Below are 19116 nucleotides of genomic sequence, written 5' to 3'. Positions count from 1 at the left end.
TAGAATTCCAACTGGACAGTATTTTCATTCAATGGCAAAATGAAAAAGTTAACATTAAAGAGAGATAATGTTGGTAAGATCCTTGCAAAGGAGAGAAGAGATGCATGGCGTATCCACCATGGCTGGACCCTTATGACGCAGAGCCGTTTATTCTGTTCTCCACTTCACATATCGTTTCAATTAGCGTAATTACAGTATTGATTGTACTGCTGTTTTTGCTTCGACACCATCTTCGATCATGGTCAGAGAGGGCACGCCGCATAGTGCGGATTGTTCTGGCCTGTATCATGTTTGCCTGCGAAATTGTGCTGCAACTCTGGTATGTGTATGGAGAGATATGGAGCCTGCAAACGTCACTGCCACTCGAATTATGCAGTCTGTCTCTGCTATTATCGGCGTTGTTGCTACTGACACGCAGTCGACTGTTACATTCTGCACTGCTGTTTGCAGGCATTGCTGGAGCCCTTATGGCGATCCTGACTCCTAATCTGGGTTATGGTTATGCACATTTTCGATTCATTCAATTTTTCGTTGCTCATGCTTGTATCATTCTGGCTTTACTATACATGACCTGGGTGGAACAGCTGCGACCTAGCTGGAGATCTGTAGCAGGTTCGATGATATTTGTGAATGTGGCAGCACTAATCGTATACGTTGTAGATGTTTTGCTGGACGCGAATTATATGTTTTTGAGACACAAGCCGAGTACACCCTCGGTGCTTGATATGTTAGGTCCGTATCCCATGTACATCCTTGGGGAAGAGATACTTGCGCTAGTTTTGTTCTCGCTGATGTACATTTTGCTCTTTGCCATTCCAGATCGGTTGAAGCATCGTGTGAAAAAAGATAAAAGCTCCGCGGTGTAGTGATAATCCTTATAGTTGCAACTGCGCCAGATTATAAACTTCTTATAAATAAAACATCCCGAAAGTAATCTGACCAGATCAGATCGCTTGCGGGATATTTGGCGTTGTCCCTGAATCGGTTCAACTTATATTTATATGTTTATCCACGGAGGAGAGATTCCGCACCATCCACATAGATTCGTGTACCTGTAACATGAGAGGCTTCATCGGAAGCGAGGAACAGAACGAGGTTTGCCACTTGCTTCGATGTTCCAGGTTCGCCCTTGAGCGGGTGTTCATGACCCTCAGGGAATTCAACAGGAATCTGTACTTCTTTCAGATCATCCGACGGGTAGGTGTTATCATCAATGTTGGTATCGATGGCTCCTGGGCAAACGGCGTTAACACGGATCTTATAACGAGCCAGCTCCAGTGCAGCCATCTTGGTGAACGCAGTTTGTCCCGCTTTGCTGGAAGCGTATGCAGAGAATCCGATTCCTGAGAAGACCCGGTTACCGTTGATGGAACTAGTGATAATGATGCTGCCACCATGTTCTTTCAGATGGGGGATGGCATATTTGACGGTTGCGAAGGTTCCGCGCATATTGATCTCCATCGTCTGATCCCAGTCCTCGATTTCCATCGTTTCAATCGGAGCCATCGTTCCGTTAATGCCGGCATTCGCAAATATGATATCCAGTTTACCCGCTTCAGCCGCAGCCTGATTGATCGCCTTTTGCACATTGTCCGGTTTGGAGATATCACACTCGATCACATACGCTTCTCCGCCAGCCTTTTCAATCGTCTGCTTGGTTTCCTCCGCATTTTCGGGTGTACGATCCAGCATGTATACTTTGGCTCCATGCTCTGCGAAACGAATAGCGGTAGCCTGACCAATACCCGATCCACCTCCAGTTACAATCGCAACTTTGCCTTCCAAACGTTGTTCTGTCATCTCTGATCCCTCCATGAGTTAGATTATCGTTGTACGCTCTACTTCTAACATACCCGGCTCAAGACGCGTGAATCATATGTGTATATATCAAAAAGAACAGGACCGCGATGCGGTCCTGTTCTTTGAACAGATCATCTTCATGATCTGTCTGCTGTAATATTATTTTGGCATGTGAATGGTAGGAGACACCCTCAGGTCATGCCCGGCTTACTTATGTTTCTTCCAGTCCATAGCGCTGTTATTAAGCAAATATTCGAAGTCGTTATCCCGGCGCTTCTGCTCCGCTTGGCGAGCTTCTTCTGCCTGCTGACGTTCCTGCTCTTTAAGTGCCGCCTCGGCAGCCTTTGCCTCATCCGCCTGAGCTTTCAGTTTCTCCAGCACATCACTGCTCAGTAGATCTTTCAGTGTTGTGGGTTTATCCTGTGCTACTGTTGCTTTAGGAGCAGGGGGGCGTTTTTTGGATTTTGCCATAGGAAAATCTCCTTTCCAAACATGAATCAGGTTCCATTTGTCGTACAGTAGTCATAGTATATCAGGTTCCCGTAATGCATTCCATGAAACTGCGGAACAAAAGCAGGAAAACGAGGGTTGCGTGACGAATGAAATCGGGTATAAAATCATATAATATTACCGATACTGCGACTATTCCCTGGAGAAAGGAGTCGTTGTTCGTGGAAGTAAACCGTGGTTTACTGAAAGGGCTTGCATGGGGCGTTGCCTTTAGCTGCCCGTTATGGATTGCGATTATCGGCTGGTTACGTTTGATGGGATGGATGTATTGAGGATGATGCCGGAAGAGGTCATTTTTTATAAAGTCATATATGTAACCGCTATCATTAAATAAAGCTCTGCCTTGCGACATTCGCACAGGACAGAGCTTTTGTTTGTTTAGAGTTTATTAACAAGTCATAACCAGGGATTATCATCCGTTTGGCAAGGATGTTAATTAAGGCATTTTTACCGGTTCTGGATACTCCAGACCGTGGGTGTCTACCGTAACTTTTTTCATAACTTGATCCTTAACGGGTTTGTCACCTTCACCTATTTCCTGAGCTGCAATGTTATCCACAGTTTCTATGCCTTCCGTTACTTTACCGAAGGAAGCATAGGCGTTATCCAAATGATCCGCGTCAGCTAACATGATGAAGAACTGAGAACCAGCCGAATCCAAATTATCTCCGCGTGCCATGGAAATGACTCCGCGGGTATGATTCAGGTGATTTTTGTGACCGTTGGATGTAAATTCACCCTTAATGGCGTACCCTGGGCCACCTCGACCATTACCGTCTGGATCTCCGCCCTGAATCATGAAACCTGGAATAACACGGTGAAAGATTGTGCCATCATAGAAACCCTGATTCGCTAGTGAAATAAAATTGTTCACCGTATTGGGCGCAATCTCCGGATATAGCTCAATGACGATCTTCTGTCCATCTGCCATTTCAATGGTAGCTACCGGATTGGGACCCGTTGGTTCAACTGGAGCTGGTGTTTCTGTAGCGCCACTCGAAGGGCGTCCACAACCACTAATGACGATAAGCAGCATCGCGATTACCAGCGAGACCACTGTGTTTTTTTTCCACCGTAAAGACATGAAAACGTTCCTCCTTGCATCTCTGCATTATATATTTTCTCCAAATCATATTTGGATATTTACCCAACTATCATACCGTTTTTGTGGACAGGATGGCAATGTAATACATGTGTTTGTGGTGAACAAGGGATGGCCTTCGTGGAATGATGGGTGTAAAATAAGGAAAATGCTTCCGCATCGGGACGTACGGGTCTGTTCCGTCCGCTCCAATACACGGCAGTCCCGGCTCAGTAACGGAAAGGGCGTGCGGGTATATGAACTTCTCGTGGAAGCGCAATCTGGTCATATTGTGGATTGGTGTATTTTTTTGCAGCACCGCCTATTCGATCTCGATTCCATTTCTGCCCCTGTTTCTAAGTGCTGACTTGGGGGTTCGTGATCACCTGGAGTTATGGTCAGGACTGGCATTTGGCATTACGTTTCTGGCGAGTGCACTCGTGTCTCCGTTCTGGGGATCACTGGCTGATAAATACGGACGCAAGCCGATGCTGATCCGGTCGGGATACAGCCTTGCCGTCTTGTATTTAATCAATTATTTCGTGCAGGACCCGTATTCGCTGATTGTTGTTCGATTGTTTCAGGGTCTGCTTGCAGGGTTTGTTCCAGCTGCGATTGCTCTGGTAGGTACGAATACACCTGAAGAGAAGACTGGTTATGCACTTGGTATTATGTCCACTGCAGGAGCCACTGGTGGTATTATCGGACCGTTAATTGGTGGCCTGGTGAGTCATTATTATGGCAACCGGAATGCATTTTTGTTTTCGGCTATTGTTGTGTTAGTCTCAGCAATCATCGCAACCTTCTGGGTAAAAGAAGAGAACTTCAACCGGAACAAAGCTCGTTCCCACGTCATGGATGACATTCGTGAAGCGAGAGCAAATCGTTTGTTTATGACGGTGCTTGGCATGATGGGCATATGTACATTCTCTGTCATGATTCTGGAGCCACTATTGACGGTCTATGTGATGGAGATGGGCGTTCAGCCGGATCGTGCCTCACTCAGCTCGGGTATTATTTTCTCAGCGGTGGGGGTAGCAACAGTTATTATGGCGCCGCGGTGGGGCAAGATTGGTTCAAGGATTGGATACGGTAAAGTGCTGATCATTGGACTGGTTGGTGGGGCTGTAGGGAATCTTCTGCAGTTCTTTACAACAGGTTATATCGCATTCGGCATTTTAAGATTTGTGTATGGTTTATTCTTTGCGGCTGTATTTCCGGCAATTAACGCCATGATTGTGCAGGCTACCGCATCAAGTTTCAGGGGAAGGGCCTTTAGTCTGAATCAGTCCGCTGCCCAGATCGGGACGATGGCGGGACCGATCATTGGTGGGGTTCTCGGTGGCTGGCTGCCGATACGCTGGATATTTATTATTAATGGAGTGGCATTGATCATCACTGCGATTGTAGCCAAGTGGTCAGGATTGGATCACAAACTGCCCGTGACAAGTAAGGTTTCCGCTAAGCGATGATGCTAAATCACTAAGAGTAAGTGAACTTACAGGTAACAAAAAAGATGACGCTGTGCAATTACAGACGTCATCTTTTTTAAGTCTACTACGGATCTATATAAGTTAGTCTTCTGAAGAGGGCTTACGAGAAGCCTTCTCTTTGGGAATGGCATGCTCGACCGCATCACGTTGGTCCTCATCCTCAAGTGCTTCGGGGAAGGAGTCCTCAGTGAACAGTCCGAAGTCCGGGTCAATATCCCGTTCGGTCACGAGATTATCCGGTTCATGCACCTTCTTTTGGCGATCTTCCTTCATCGTGTATGCACCTCCTCATTCAGGATGTCATAACAGCCGTTAATGGCGTGGTGGAATGTCGTTCTCCGGTTTGGCATCCGCACCAGCGCCATTAAGCAGATCGGTACCATGTAGCGCATCCGGATCGGGTGCAGCAGGATCAACCGGACTGTTCGGTTGCAGAAGATCTGCATCCGGTACAGATTCCAGCGGTGTCTCAGCCAAACGTGAATCCAATTCCGGCTCGTCCACAGCAGTTGCGGCTACGGGTGCCAGATCCGAATCTTCCGTTACAATCCGTCTGCCGGAAACTTCATCAAACGTATCCATATCGCCTTCCGGGACTTCCGTCTCTGGCGGAATATCGCGGGACCTCTGATAACGGTCATAATAGCGGTCGCTCTCTTCGTTACTAATTGGTTTGTCAGACATGAGTAACACTTCCTTTCGTTGTCGGTTGCCCAAATGCTTCTTACCCCGTAGTTACCCAAAGCGCTAGTGTTGTAATCTTGCACAGGTTATTATCTCCGGGTGTTCACTACGATATGAATGCCTTAGAATTTGGGGAATACATATTTAACCAAGAAGTATAAGAATCCGAAAAAGATAATGATATATGCGGCATATTTAATAAATGTGGAAGCGACCATACTTGAATCCGATTTATGCTGAACATCCTTATGTTCCACCTCAACCGTACGATGTGGCTCATTCATTGTAATCATCTCCTTAGCGTGTTTGTTTGCTTTGAGAAACCATTACACCCGGAACAAAGGATTGAATCGCAGCCACCGTTTTTACAGCTTTTCCTGTTTTGCCTATGTTATGATGAAGCTTGAATATGTAAGGGAGGAATTTCATGTGGACTGGTTCACACTGGGCAATATGATCACACGCATCCGTATCGGACAAAAGGCGTCCACACCCGGGTTCTCCCGTACCGTCATCCGTCGTCCGGATGGTTTGTTTTGGGTAGGCGGTATATGGTCCGGGCAAGTTGTACAGTTACGGGATTTCCTTTTCTCAGACATATGGACCATCTATGATGATGAGGAGACAGAGCAGTGGCTTGAATTTCGCAGTCAAGTTGAACAGAAAGAACGGGAAATGATAGTGAACCAGTTCGAAGACTTGCGTGATTAATCGGGTAACTTTAACAATAAAATGGAAATAAGACTATAAATCGACTTAAATGTGAAATTTCATTTTATCTCAAGAAGGTGACGTGACAAACGGTGGCGAATGATAAATGAGAGAATTTAAGATAGGGAAAATTAGAACTTTGAGGTGCTGTGAATGAAAAATGTGCCCAAAGCTATCGTCATCTTATGGATGAGTGTATTGATTATTCTAGGCATGCCACATGGGATAGTCTTTGCAACTACAGGAGCGGTTCAGCAACCTGTATCCATTACAGGATGGGAAGTAAAATGGGGGAACGTTGACGATCAAGGGTTCATCAGTGAGGTTAAGGGAGCAGACGAGATATGGGAAAAGCAGGGCAGTGATAAGTTAGAGTATAGCAATACGGATCGATCGAATTCCTTATGGACGCGCCTGACCATTCCTGAGTTGAGTGAGGAAAGTTCAGCCATTCGATTTGAGAACATTAAAGGCAATCATATTGTTGTTTATCTGGAAGACCGAAAGGTCTACGAGAACTACCATTACAATTATGATAATAATGCTGTGTTGCTGCCCTTATCCAGCGAAAATTCAGGTGATACGCTCTATGTATGGTCGCAAAATGAAAAAGGCCGTCTGGGGATACAAGGTACTGTTCAGGTTGGACCTTATGCCGCGTTACAGGAGAAATATATTCATAACGGACTTATTGATGTAATTTTGGGCGCGACCTTTGTTTTCACAGCGATTACGATGCTGAGTTGTACGTTCTTCCTTGGCAAATTCCATAAGGGATTATGGATCTCGCTATGCATCGTGATGGGTTCCATCGGCACGATGATCATCACGTACTCGCAATTTTTGTATACGTTCTATCAGGTATATGGTGACCTGTATTCCGTAGTCTTTGATCTGGCGATGCTGCTGGGTATGCCAGCGCTATGTTATTTTTTTGAACAGATTATCGGGCCAGGACTGCATGGAATCTTCACCAAACTGCGAAAAATACTATTCATATATTCAGTTATCGCTGTGTTCTCTCTATTTATCTATGTTACTTCAGGTGGGCAATGGGAGATCCTCTACAATCTGCTTGTACAGCGTGTGGTTGGCATTGTGCTGGTCATTCTGCTGACAATCCTGTTGGTTGGTACCATCGCCAAAGCGCTGCAACGAAATCGGGAAGCTATGCTGCTTGCAACGGGATTTGGTACATTTGCCTTGATCAGTGTGGCTGAACTGTTGTGGTATTATCAGCGGAGTGGGACGTATCATCTGTTATGGTGGAAATGGTCCATGGTTGCATTTGTGATCTCGTTGATTGCCATTCTCGGAAGTCGTTTTGCTGAAAAACATACTAAAGTGCTAGAGTATTCCAAGGAACTGGAGTTGTTCAACAATGAGTTGCAGCGATCCGAAAAGATGGAGATTATTAGCGAACTGGCTGCTTCTGTTGCCCATGAAGTACGTAATCCACTTCAGGTGACAAGAGGGTTCCTGCAACTTATGACGGAACAGGAAGACAACAAAAATAAGGGGTATGTGCGAATTGCACTGGAAGAACTTGATCGGGCTTCGGGCATCATAACGGATTTTCTTACCTTTGCCAAACCTGAGTTTGACCATATTATCTCGCTCAATATCTCGGATGAATTCAATCATATTGAAGGCATTCTTGTACCGATGGCTAATCTGGAAGGTGGTAAAATCACTACCGACATTCCGCCAGATCTATATATTCGAGGCAATTCCTCGAAGTTTAAGCAGGCTTTTATCAATATTATCAAGAACAGTATTGAAGCTCTGCAGGGACAAGGCCAGATTGATATCTGGGCGTACAAGCAGGATGGAATGATTAAGGTACATGTCAGGGATAACGGAGAAGGAATGGACGAGGAAGCACTCTCCCGGTTGGGCGAGCCTTATTTCTCCAATAAAATCAAAGGCACAGGCCTGGGCATGATGGTGACATTCCGAATTGTTGAAGCGATGCAAGGACAGATCAGCTTTACAAGCACCAAAGGGGTAGGAACAGAAGCGGTTGTATCTTTTGCCGAGTTCGTCGATTGACGAACTCGCAGAAGGATACAGCGGCTTTTTTTGTTCCTACCCCTAATTTCTTAAATTACCAATAACTCACCCGGTTTAACTTCTCCAAGGTCCGCAATTCACATCATAATTTACTTTGGAAGGATTGGGAGGTATGACAAGCACATAGTCATTCTGCTGCTCCTCAACGGTACGCACCTGAATGTGCTCCGGGATTACGATACCGAAAGCTTCACGAAGCGCCTGCTTCGGATTGGAGTGCAATTGTTGTCTGAAGTGCTCGTCAGTCCAAGCCTTTTCAATAATATCCTCATGCAACGTTTTCTCTGATACCATCATCGTCAACATTCCCTTCATATTTAAAATTAAACTGAATCAGCTTAGTCCTTATGCTCAGAATCCTAACTGTTGCTCGCTAATCCAGTGATGAAACCCGCCTTGGAGGAGCCGTTTCTTCCGTTGTGTAATGTCCTGAACTGCTTGTACTAAAGTGCTGCATAAATAAGAATTAAACGCCTCGAGATGCGATATTCCTAAGTTAGACGATGTCAGTGTACGATTATAGCGATAAGCAATGTCTACGTAAGAGTTCATGAGTTGTGTATTATATACATTGTCATGTATACGTTCGCTTAGAGGATGAACTGGATAGTTGTGATTCAGTGCTGCGGATATGTGGGAGAGGTAGCTGTTGTAGTTTCCATGCACAGCATCTTGTTGCGTGTCTGTGAAGTCATCGGTCATCTGGAGTGTCATGAGTGTGATGTTGATGGCAGAACACACCGGGATTATCCGGTCGGACTGATTCAGCAGAAGCAGTGCACCAGTAGCTCCAATGAGGAGAGGGGCAGCCTTTTGCGCAATCAACAAGGGATTCTGTTGGAAATAATCAATGGAATGCTCACCCGTAACACTCACGGCCCAATCCACTACATATTGTCTGAAATAGACCCAGAACGTGGAGGAAGGATTGAATAATACCGAGTAAGATTGAAGAGCATCCATGTAATATAGATTACCCAGGGATAACTTCAATGTGGCATTCTCCGGTTGTTCATCCATCACGTCGTCCTGATTCAGAAAATATAACATGTGAATGAGACAGGCTGTACTTAATTGGTGTGCTTTCTCTGGGGGTAGTTTATCTGATTGTTGCATCCAAAGTGGAATGATGTACCCGATGTAGCTGTGTCCCGAATCTCGTAACAGCGGATTAACCGAACGAAGCTGCTCTAATGCATGTCCTGACAAGGGTTCGGGATATTCCCGTACGAGTTGTTCCGCTGAAGCAAACACGACCTCCAGATCGGTGCTAAACGGATCTAACCAATCTCTTCGCATCGTTACATATCGTCCTTCCTGCGATAAGGTGATTAAGGACTGTTCGACTAGATCATGAAGTTACACTTAGTATAGCGGAAATAAACTGAAAAAAATAGGATTTTTTGTGATCAATTGTGAGAAAAATGATGACTTTTTGTATTTTATGGCATAAAAAAGTGGATTTTAGGCTCAAACTAGGAAGGCACAGGATTTCGACATCGGAAAGGCGGCAGAAAAATGAATTTGAAATGGAAAACATGGATGGCAGCCGGATTGGCAGCCGTAGTTATAACAGCAGCAACAGGACATGTGGCATTTGCTGATTCAACCGTTCGGGCTGAGGAACATGACGATGCGTCAAAAGTTTCTTCCTCCGGCAAACCAGCAAAGCCATGCATGCAGGCAGGACACGGTCTGTTTATGATTGGTGAGACGGCAGACTTGCTTGGGATTGGACTTCGGGATCTGAAAGAACAGATGGAACTTGGCAAGACGTTGTCCCAGATTGCGAAAGAGCGTAAAGGACTTAGTGAGGAGCAGTTATTGCAGAAGTTGAAGCCTACATTAACGCAACGTCTGGATCAAGCTGTCGATGAGGGGTGCCTCACCAAGGAACAAGCAGCAGCTACAAAGGCGGACATGGATACCAAGTTGAAAAAGGTCATTAATACCCCGCTGCGTGACTTGCGGCGTGAATTTGCCCACCATGGCAAACGTTCCATGGTAGATAAAGGCGAAATTGCCCGTTTTATTGGAGTCACCCCTGCTCAACTGCACGCGCAGCTTCAGGGAGGGAAATCACTGGCTGAGATTGCTCAGGCAAAAGGCATTAGTGAAACGCAGCTGGTGGACAAGCTGAAGGAACAATTAACGGGTGATCTGAAGAGATTTGTGAATCAGAAGGGCAATGTGCATCCAGCCCCGGGTCCCCAGGAACCTGTTCCTGGACGATCAACTTCGAGTGAAGTGAAATAAAGAAGAGCGTCTCCATAAGGGGACGCTCTTCTTTATTTCAAAACGGCTCACTCGTTCCCGGGCTGCGAGTGTGGCCGGGTGACGGAGTTCGCTCAGGTGTAATTCTTTTGTCCACAGCAGCTGATGAATGGGAGGTTGAACGTGGTTTGCGCATTAACCCTACCGTGAAACGTGAGCCAGGAAGCTTGGACAGCGCCCAACTGATTGCAAGAGCCATAACAACCGTTACAAGGAACGATAGCAACGTTACAGGCAGATGCCATCCACTGAGTTGAAGCGGTCTGGTTACATAAGCGATAGCGTAAATTACCAGTGCATGAACCAGATATCCACCAAATGAATAGCGGCCAATCCAGGATAACAGGCGCTGAAACCGTGTATCTTTGCCTCGCATCAGTACAAGGAAACCATACATCATAAACATCTGAGCCATAATGATCAGGAATGTGGTTGGTTTCAGATAGGTGGAGATATTCAGATTAACAACATCCCCGGACCCACGCAGCACATCGTAACCAAGCCATATATACATCCCTATAAACAGACAGATCGTCCATGGCAGCACCTTGGTGGTCCAACTCCTCCAGCTATCCACTGACCAGGCACATACGGCACCCAGTAAAAAGTAGAACCAGTACATCACCCATGAATAGGAGCGATATTGCAGCAACGTTGACCATGGCTCAGACATGGATTCTGTCCAGCTCCCCATATTATAGTAGGACCATTTCATAAGCAGGCCGTAGAATGCAGCTGCCAAGACAATGAGTGCCACAATGACTTGCATGGGCGTGAAACGTGAGGTGTTCTGGATACGTCTCTGAATGGCTTTCGCTCCCGCCAAAAAAAGGGGGAACAGAATATAGAACTGAAACACCATAATGACAAACCAGAGATGATATCCCGTCTGCGGGACAAACAGTTCACGAATCAGACTGCAAAAATCGGGTATGCCTGCACGCCAGAACGCGGGGGTGAAAATACGGACTGCGAGCCAATAGATCAGTGTCCATACGACAAACGGCATATAGATATCGCCAAATCGCTTTCGAATGAAGCGAGGATATTCCGGTTTGGTGTTACGATGATGGTAAAACAACATTACACCCGATAGAAATACAAACGTTGGCGTACCAAATCGGGTCAGATGATAAATCATGGTCAGCATAATGGAATCCGGTTGTTCAATATCAGCGCGATAGATATACTCAGCGATACTATGCTGCATGACGATTGCCAGAAAGGCAATGCCCCGCAGTTCGGTCCATTCCGCTATTCGCGGTTTTTTCACATTGTAATCCTCCCTCCAGGAACCGGAGTTCATCATATAAGGGTACCCGTTAAACATTAAGGCTGCATTAAATGGAGAAAATAGGTACTAAAAAAGACGGCTATGGCCGTCTTTTTTGTTGATATATCTGATGCTTATTTTAGTTCTGTTCCTCTGATGATGGAGTCTCTGAGGACGCGGCATCTTCTTCAAACAGTTTCTGAATGTAGGACTGGAGTTTGGTTACATCAACACCCAGCACCTGAGCTGAGCCGACCAGTTCATTGGTGAGGAGTTTGTTCGGTGGAATCTGCTGCTGATCGATATCGTTCACATGGATATCGAAGCCAAGTGATGCGAGTTTTAACATCTGGGTTGGACTGAGGTCTGTCTCAATATAGGGAGCGATGGCTTCCAGGATATCCGGGATTTTGAAGAGCGACGTGGTGCTCTGCATTTTCTTGGCCAGCTCGGTCATGAAGATCCGCTGCCGTTCGGTACGGGTAAAATCCGAGGTGGCATCATGTCGGAACCGAACATATTGCAGGGCGGTTTTGCCGTCCATATGCTGCAATCCTTTTTTCAAGTCAATGTCGTACATATGTTTATCTGCTTTACTGGTGTAATACATGTCTTTCTCTACGTCGATTTCAATGCCGCCTACCGCATCAACAAGTGCCATGAAACCTGTAAAGTCTGTGTAGACATAATGCTGAATGGGAATACCGAGCAGATCACTGACGGTTTGTTTGGTCAGCTCCGCACCCCCGTAGGAAAAGGCTGCATTAAGTCTGCTTTTGCCATGCCCTGGAATGGCTACATAGGTATCTCGCAGTACGGAGAATAGATGGGCTTTCTTCGTGACCGGATCAATGGAAGCGACCATGACCGAGTCCGAGCGTCCTGCATCGTCGCCTCTTGAGTCTCCGCCAAGGAGCAAAATGTTCACCCGTTCCTGGCCCTCCCATCTGGGAATCGTTGTCGTTGGTGTGTCTGAATCGCTGTCTGTGCCGGAAGAGGACGAGTTTGAAGTCCCGGAAGCCGTGGAGATGCTATTGGCAAAATGAACAATCGAATATCCGTAATATACAACGACACCTGTAATCGCAAGTGCCAGGGTCAGGGCTGTACCCCATAACCATTTTTTAAGCATAATCTTCACCTTTCTATGATTGAACTGATATGTAACCCAAACTAGTTTAACAAAAAGAAAGCAAAATGTCCTCTTTGATTTCGTAACTTCGGTCAATGTGAGGATTGTTTGACAAATAGTTAGTGTATATTTATTATGTAAAAAATAATCTTTGTTTTGTGTAATGGGGGTATTAAAAGCCAGTTATGAATCAATCACTATTTAATTGGATTAATCAGTTTGCAGACCAAATACCGTTTCTGGACTGGTTTATGATCACATCATCCGAGTATGCGGTTTGGGTCATGATCGCACTGCTCGTTATCGTATGGTTTCTCGGCGATCCGTCGAAACAGCGAATTGTTTTTTATGCTTGTGTAGCTTCCATTGTAGCTTTAGTTCTAACCAAATGGGGGATATCACCAGCAGTGGGTCATCCAAGGCCTTTTGTAGAAGGGCCAGTGCATCAACTGGTTCCCCATGTACCTGACCCTTCCTTTCCAAGTAAACATGCTTCCTTTGTATTTGCTCTAGCGGCTGCTTCATTCTTTATTGGACGTCGCTTCGGGTCATGGATGTTGTTACTGGCTGTGTTGACAGGGGTATCGCGTGTATATGTTGGTGTGCATTATCCAGGAGATATTCTGGGAGGATTCATTCTCGGAAGTCTGCTTAGTGTGGTTCTGATTATAACCCGCAATTATACCAAGTCGATTCCCGACTTTTTCATTAACATACACCGACGTGTTTTTCGTTAGCTTCTGCACGTAATATGGAGCGAAATCGTAATAGTTTTGTTCAATAAAGAAGTCTCTTTCTCTGGTTCTGCCAAAGATGGGAGACTTCTTTTGCGTTATATTCGAAGTTAAGCGAAATTTATAGAAAATGAATTCTAACATCTACAATTCATGACGATAGGTGACGATATACTATAAATATGTATTATTTTGAGGAGTGGGACACATGGAAGACACGCGGGGGAATAAGTTGGGGATATTGAAGTTAACGATTCGAGGCAAGTTACTAACTGGTTTTCTTGTAGTTGTGGCTATGCTGGTTTTTGTAAGTGTCTATGCATTAGTCCAAATCCATAATATGTCGAGCAAGGCGAATGAAGTGGATCAAACATGGATGCCTAGTGTAAGCCTGCTGGGCATGATGAATGGTGATGTATCAGATGTAGAACGACTCGCACTGGCCGTCATTGTAGAACAGGATGAAGACGAAACGGCCAAGCTAAATGAAGCTTTGCAGCTGCTTCTCACCAAGATTGAAGATGAACGAGTACAACTGCAAACGTACATTGCAGGCAATGAAGCAGCACTTAAGCTATATAATGAGGATTTTAGTAAGAACTATGATACCTATCTGGAAAAAATGCCTGCATTCATCGAATTGGGTCTGAAAAACGATTATGCGGGAGCAAGCAAACTTCATACCGAGGCTTATCCATTGTGGTATACAGCCAACGATACACTCGCCAAGTTAATTACCATGGGTAATGAAGGGTCGGAAGCGGCAACGAATGGGTCTGTTGTGTTAGCGGAGAATACATTTAATGTGATTTTGGCAGTGACGATTTTTGCATTCCTGGCAGCTGTATTTATTGCCTTCTTCATTGCAAGCATCATCTCACGTCCAATCAAAAAGATGAATGAAGCAGCCATGGCCATTGCCAACGGTGATCTGACGGGTGAGACGATTGTGCTTAAGAACAAGGATGAATTGGGTACACTGGCAGCTTCCTTCAATACTATGAGTGGCAATTTGCGCTCCATGATTGAATCGGTATCGATGACTTCCGAACAGGTAGCCGCTTCATCGGAGGAGCTTCTTGCAAGTGCAGAGCAAAATACTCAAGCCTCGGAACAGATCTCCCAAACGGTCGAAGAACTGGCTGTAGGTACGTCTGATCAAGTTGATATTGTGAAGCGTTCTTCACAGGCGATGAATGAGATGGCTCTCGGATCAGAGCAGATTGCCGAGCTTGCTCAGAGTGTATCCGTATCTGCTGTAGATGCGGCGAATCAATCTTCCGAAGGAAATATGATTATTCAACAAGCGGTTGAACAGATGGGTTCTGTTCGAAATTCCATTGCTTCGCTTACTGAATTGGTTACAGGGCTGGGGGAACGTTCAGCAGAGATTGGAACCATTACCGAGGTAATCAACAACATTGCCCGGCAGACCAATCTGCTTGCACTGAATGCAGCCATTGAAGCCGCACGAGCAGGAGAGCATGGACGTGGTTTCGCCGTAGTTGCGGGAGAAGTGCGTAAGTTGGCTGAGGAATCTTCTACTTCTGCGCAAAGAATTACGGATCTCGTTCAATTGATTCAGAAAGATACGGATCATGCTGTTCAGGCAGTCAAAGTGAACAGCAGTGAGACAGAAGCAGGAATCGAGATGGTTACTGCGGCAGGACAAGCGTTCGAGCAGATCTCGGATGCGGTCAACAAAGTAGCGGGTGAAATTCAAGAAGTATCCGCTGGTTCAGAGGAAATGTCGGCGAGTACAACTGAGGTTGTAGGATATGTAAGTCAAATCTCCAACATTGCTGGAGAGGCAGCGGGCGGGGTTCATAATGTATCTGCCGCAACTCAGCAGCAGTTGGCTTCGATGGAAGAGATTGCATCATCCGCAGGTTCATTATCCAAAATGGCCGAAGAACTGCAGGAGCAGATTAACAAGTTCAAAGTGTAACCAATGAGATGTTCTGACACCTAAGGTGTACAGAAACATACTGACAGGATGGTCAGAATGCCATTCGATTTATACTGTTGATGATAGCAAGGGCGAGAAGCTGTTTCTCTAACGCGTATATGTGTTAGAGAAACAGCTTTTTTTGTCGCATGACGCAGAGCAGGTCACAACAATGTTATTTCAGAAGTCACCAACGCTTATATAGCTAGTGAAACAAACGGCTATAATGGTAATTAATGGTGGAACTTACACTGAAATACACCATGGGGAGGAGCGATATAAACTTGCAGTCCAGAGTAATGCATACGGAATATTGATGAAGAGGAGATGAATAGTTGAACATGAAGGGGAGCTGGTGGAGACGAGTCGCTATGATCGCGTTATCGGCAGGACTACTGGCAGGAAGTTTATCGATGGGCACAGGAATTCCTAAGGCGGATGCGGCCGTCGGAAATCAGAACTATGCTGAAGCACTGCAAAAGGCCATTTACTTCTATGAGGCACAGCGTTCGGGCACGTTGCCAGCGAGTAATCGGGTCGAATGGCGTGGTAATTCGGGCATGCAGGATGGGGCTGATGTAGGCGTTGATCTGACCGGAGGATGGTATGATGCCGGAGATCATGTGAAGTTTGGTTTTCCGATGGCTGCTTCCGCAACGATGCTCGCCTGGTCTGTCGTGGAATACGGCGACGGATATGAACAGGCCGGACAACTGGAGGAGATCAAGGATAATATCCGATGGGCGACCGACTATTTTATGAAAGCGCATACGAAACCAAATGAATTATGGGGACAAGTGGGGGCAGGCAATACCGACCATGCCTGGTGGGGACCCGCAGAAGTCATGCAGATGAACCGTCCTTCGTTCAAGATCGATGCTTCATGCCCGGGCAGTGATCTGGCGGCAGAAACGGCTGCAGCACTGGCAGCGTCATCGATTGTATTTGCAGATGATGATCCGGCATATTCGGCAAGACTGCTCCAACATGCGAAAGAGTTGTATAACTTCGCAGATACATATCGGGGGGAATACACCGATTGTATCACTGATGCTGCAGCGTTCTATAATTCGTGGACAGGATACGAAGACGAGCTGGCATGGGGCGGAGCGTGGCTTTATTTAGCCACTAATGATAGCGCTTACTTGTCCAAAGCCATTGCAGCTACGGACCGGTGGTCTTCTAGCGGAGGCTCAGCCAATTGGCCGTATACCTGGACACAAGGTTGGGACAGTAAACATTATGGTGCCCAGATCCTGCTTGCCCGTATTACGTCCAGTTTGAACATGCCGGAGTCGACGAGATTTATTCAGTCGACTGAGCGCAATCTGGATTATTGGACGGTTGGAGTCAATGGGACACGAGTCAAGTATACGCCAGGAGGTCTGGCGTGGCTGGATCAGTGGGGCTCGCTCCGATATGCAGCGAATGCATCCTTTATTTCTTTTGTATACTCCGACTGGGTCAGTGATCCTGTGAAAAAGTCAAGATATCAGGATTTTGCTGTTTCACAGATGAATTATATTCTGGGCGATAATCCACGTCAGAGCAGTTATGTGGTCGGATATGGGCAAAATGCACCTCAACATCCGCATCATCGGACCGCTCACGGTTCATGGCTGAATAACGAAGATATCCCGGCTAACCATCGCCACATTCTGTATGGTGCCATGGTCGGTGGCCCGGATGCATCGGATGGATATACCGATGATATCGGGGATTACGTGAGTAATGAGGTCGCAACCGATTACAATGCTGGTTTTACCGGCGCACTGGCAAAGATGAATTTGCTATTTGGTCAGAATCATCAGCCCCTTGCGAACTTCCCTGCACCTGAGGTGAAGGGAGATGAGTTCTTTGTGGAGGCTGCGATCAAATCATCAGGTGCCAATTATACGGAAATCAGAGCACAGCTTAATAATCGTTCCGCTTGGCCTGCCCGAATGGGAGATCAACTGTCTTTTAAGTATTTCCTGGATTTGAGTGAAGTGTATGCTGCCGGACGTACGGTATCGGACGTGCAAGTGACAACCTCCTATACAGAGGGGGCGACGGTATCCCAACCCGTTGTGGTGAATGCAGCCCAGCATATCTATGCCATTACGGCGAACTTCGGTAATACCAAGATCTATCCAGGTGGGGAAGGAAATTATCGTAAAGAAGTACAGTTCCGCATTACAGGCCCACAGGGTGCATGGAATGCAAGTAATGATCATTCGTTCCAGACGCTGACCACAGGCACTCCTGTGAAGAGCATATACCTTCCAGTCTATGATGCAGGGGTAAAGGTGTATGGACAGGAGCCTGGTGTTACACCAGTCACGGTTCCAAGTGCACCTGCTGGCGTGCAGGCTGTAGCGGGAAGTAGTCAGGTTAACCTGACTTGGGCCGCTGTATCCGGGGCTGAATCGTATACGGTGAAGCGCTCCGAGGTGAGTGGAGGACCATATACAACTGTTGCAACAGGGGTTAATGGATTGACCTACACAAACACGGGGCTGACCAACGGGACGGCTTATTATTATGTAGTGTCTGCTGTGAATTCAGCAGGGGAATCATCGGGTTCTGTGCAGGTGTCGGCTACCCCGCAAGCAGCTTCGACGGTGCCGGGAGCACTGACTTTAAGTGGGACAGCTGGTAATGCGCAGTCGGTCCTGACTTGGACAGCAGCCTCGGGCGCTACTAGCTATAAGGTACAACGTTCGGTGGCAGGCGGGACTTATGCAGATGTGGCAACCGGATTGTCCGTGTTGACTTACACCGATACAACAGCGCTGAATGGCACCACGTACAATTACCGGATTGCAGCCGTGAATGCGAACGGACAGACACTGTCCAATGTCCTGGCACTGACGCCTTCTGCACCTCCGGTGACGACCGGTACACTCGAAGTGCAGTACCGCAGCGGAGGGTCCGGGAATTCAAGTAATGCGGTGACTCCGCAGTTCAACGTGAAGAATACCGGAACACAAGCGATTGATCTCAGTACCGTGAAGATCCGATATTATTTCACCAAGGATGGTGCGGATCAAATGACCTTCTGGTGTGATTATGCCGAGATGGGCACGGCCAATGTTGAAGGTACATTTGTCGCAGTGAGTCCGGCAAAGGGTACCGCAGATACGTATCTGGAGATTAGCTTCAAGTCGGGAGCAGGCAGTTTGGCCGCTGGAGCAGAGACCGGCGTGATTCAAGCACGCTTTTCCAAAAATAACTGGAGCAATTTCGATCAAAGTAATGATTATTCCTATGATGCTTCCAAGACGGCTTTTGCCGCATGGAACAAGGTAACCGGGTATCAGGGAAACACCAAAGTATGGGGCTTGGAGCCGTAACTAGCTCAAGATCATTGGCCGAAGAGCAGCATGGGCAGACCAACAGCGTTTATATTCAATTTCCACTA

General features: G+C 46.5%; 18 protein-coding genes. 8 read left to right on the top strand and 10 right to left on the bottom strand.

The features are described 5' to 3' along the window. Positions 1 to 104 precede the first annotated feature (104 nt). Entirely contained in the window at positions 105 to 866 is a 762-nt protein-coding gene (locus MHI14_RS25245; protein WP_341131487.1) for a YwaF family protein, read from the top strand. Between the two features lie 139 nt (positions 867 to 1005). Here the strand turns inward: MHI14_RS25245 and MHI14_RS25240 are convergent, their stop codons facing one another. From MHI14_RS25240 to MHI14_RS25230, 3 genes are all read right to left on the bottom strand, one after another. Then, positions 1006 to 1800: an SDR family oxidoreductase gene (locus tag MHI14_RS25240; protein WP_036612094.1), complete on the bottom strand. Its 795-nt coding sequence runs from the start codon at positions 1798 to 1800 to the stop codon at positions 1006 to 1008. Between the two features lie 207 nt (positions 1801 to 2007). After that, positions 2008 to 2271, bottom strand: a complete 264-nt coding sequence (locus MHI14_RS25235; RefSeq protein WP_091034080.1) for a YqkE family protein — start codon at positions 2269 to 2271, stop codon at positions 2008 to 2010. Positions 2272 to 2746: 475 nt separating this feature from the next. Further along, entirely contained in the window at positions 2747 to 3394 is a 648-nt protein-coding gene (locus MHI14_RS25230) for a peptidylprolyl isomerase (protein ID WP_091034076.1), read from the bottom strand. 254 nt (positions 3395 to 3648) lie between these two features. Between MHI14_RS25230 and MHI14_RS25225 the strand changes: the two genes are divergently transcribed. Further along, the gene (locus MHI14_RS25225) at positions 3649 to 4863 is read left to right on the top strand and encodes an MFS transporter (protein ID WP_341131486.1); all 1215 of its coding nucleotides are present in this window, start codon (positions 3649 to 3651) and stop codon (positions 4861 to 4863) included. Positions 4864 to 4965: 102 nt separating this feature from the next. On the opposite strand, the gene MHI14_RS25220 is transcribed toward MHI14_RS25225, so the two are convergent. From MHI14_RS25220 to MHI14_RS25210, 3 genes are all read right to left on the bottom strand, one after another. Then, a complete protein-coding gene (locus tag MHI14_RS25220) occupies positions 4966 to 5157 on the bottom strand; it encodes a hypothetical protein (RefSeq protein ID WP_133386647.1) in 192 nt (63 codons plus the stop codon). 39 nt (positions 5158 to 5196) lie between these two features. Next, positions 5197 to 5568, bottom strand: coding sequence for a hypothetical protein (locus MHI14_RS25215; RefSeq protein WP_036611534.1), 372 nt, complete (start codon positions 5566 to 5568; stop codon positions 5197 to 5199). Between the two features lie 122 nt (positions 5569 to 5690). Continuing rightward, complete coding sequence (locus MHI14_RS25210; RefSeq protein WP_017690239.1) at positions 5691 to 5852, bottom strand: hypothetical protein; 162 nt, start codon at positions 5850 to 5852, stop codon at positions 5691 to 5693. 145 nt (positions 5853 to 5997) lie between these two features. Between MHI14_RS25210 and MHI14_RS25205 the strand changes: the two genes are divergently transcribed. Together MHI14_RS25205 and MHI14_RS25200 are read left to right on the top strand one after the other, a co-directional pair. Next, the gene (locus MHI14_RS25205) at positions 5998 to 6279 is read left to right on the top strand and encodes a hypothetical protein (RefSeq protein ID WP_017690238.1); all 282 of its coding nucleotides are present in this window, start codon (positions 5998 to 6000) and stop codon (positions 6277 to 6279) included. Positions 6280 to 6432: 153 nt separating this feature from the next. Next, entirely contained in the window at positions 6433 to 8331 is a 1899-nt protein-coding gene (locus MHI14_RS25200; protein WP_100526916.1) for a sensor histidine kinase, read from the top strand. Between the two features lie 75 nt (positions 8332 to 8406). Here the strand turns inward: MHI14_RS25200 and MHI14_RS25195 are convergent, their stop codons facing one another. Then, complete coding sequence (locus MHI14_RS25195) at positions 8407 to 8649, bottom strand: NHLP leader peptide family RiPP precursor (protein ID WP_091015589.1); 243 nt, start codon at positions 8647 to 8649, stop codon at positions 8407 to 8409. A gap of 54 nt (positions 8650 to 8703) precedes the next feature. Continuing rightward, positions 8704 to 9651 carry a hypothetical protein gene (locus MHI14_RS25190; RefSeq protein ID WP_341131485.1) on the bottom strand — a complete coding sequence of 316 codons (948 nt, stop codon included), beginning with the start codon at positions 9649 to 9651 and terminating at the stop codon, positions 8704 to 8706. Positions 9652 to 9870: 219 nt separating this feature from the next. Here MHI14_RS25190 and MHI14_RS25185 point away from each other — a divergent pair, with 219 nt between their 5' ends. After that, the gene (locus MHI14_RS25185; protein WP_091034061.1) at positions 9871 to 10608 is read left to right on the top strand and encodes a hypothetical protein; all 738 of its coding nucleotides are present in this window, start codon (positions 9871 to 9873) and stop codon (positions 10606 to 10608) included. A 37-nt stretch (positions 10609 to 10645) separates the two neighbouring features. Here the strand turns inward: MHI14_RS25185 and MHI14_RS25180 are convergent, their stop codons facing one another. Together MHI14_RS25180 and MHI14_RS25175 are read right to left on the bottom strand one after the other, a co-directional pair. Further along, a complete protein-coding gene (locus tag MHI14_RS25180) occupies positions 10646 to 11899 on the bottom strand; it encodes an acyltransferase (RefSeq protein WP_289391407.1) in 1254 nt (417 codons plus the stop codon). 139 nt (positions 11900 to 12038) lie between these two features. Further along, positions 12039 to 13031 (bottom strand): LCP family protein, encoded by a 993-nt coding sequence (locus tag MHI14_RS25175; RefSeq protein ID WP_249911604.1) that lies wholly within the window; start codon positions 13029 to 13031, stop codon positions 12039 to 12041. A gap of 185 nt (positions 13032 to 13216) precedes the next feature. On the opposite strand from MHI14_RS25175, the gene MHI14_RS25170 reads away from it, so the two are divergent. The 3 genes from MHI14_RS25170 to MHI14_RS25160 all read left to right on the top strand — a co-directional run bounded on the left by MHI14_RS25170 (position 13217) and on the right by MHI14_RS25160 (position 19048). Beyond that, positions 13217 to 13768, top strand: coding sequence for an undecaprenyl-diphosphatase (locus MHI14_RS25170; protein WP_341131484.1), 552 nt, complete (start codon positions 13217 to 13219; stop codon positions 13766 to 13768). A 205-nt stretch (positions 13769 to 13973) separates the two neighbouring features. Further along, on the top strand, positions 13974 to 15713 hold the full coding sequence (locus MHI14_RS25165; RefSeq protein ID WP_133386653.1) for a methyl-accepting chemotaxis protein: 1740 nt from the start codon (positions 13974 to 13976) through the stop codon (positions 15711 to 15713). A gap of 341 nt (positions 15714 to 16054) precedes the next feature. After that, positions 16055 to 19048, top strand: coding sequence for a glycoside hydrolase family 9 protein (locus MHI14_RS25160; protein ID WP_445670378.1), 2994 nt, complete (start codon positions 16055 to 16057; stop codon positions 19046 to 19048). The last annotated feature ends 68 nt before the right edge of the window (positions 19049 to 19116 follow it).

It is taken from the genome of Paenibacillus sp. FSL K6-2393 (genome assembly GCF_038002545.1).
Lineage (GTDB): Bacteria > Bacillota > Bacilli > Paenibacillales > Paenibacillaceae > Paenibacillus.
This window is presented reverse-complemented; position numbering and strand designations above follow the sequence as displayed.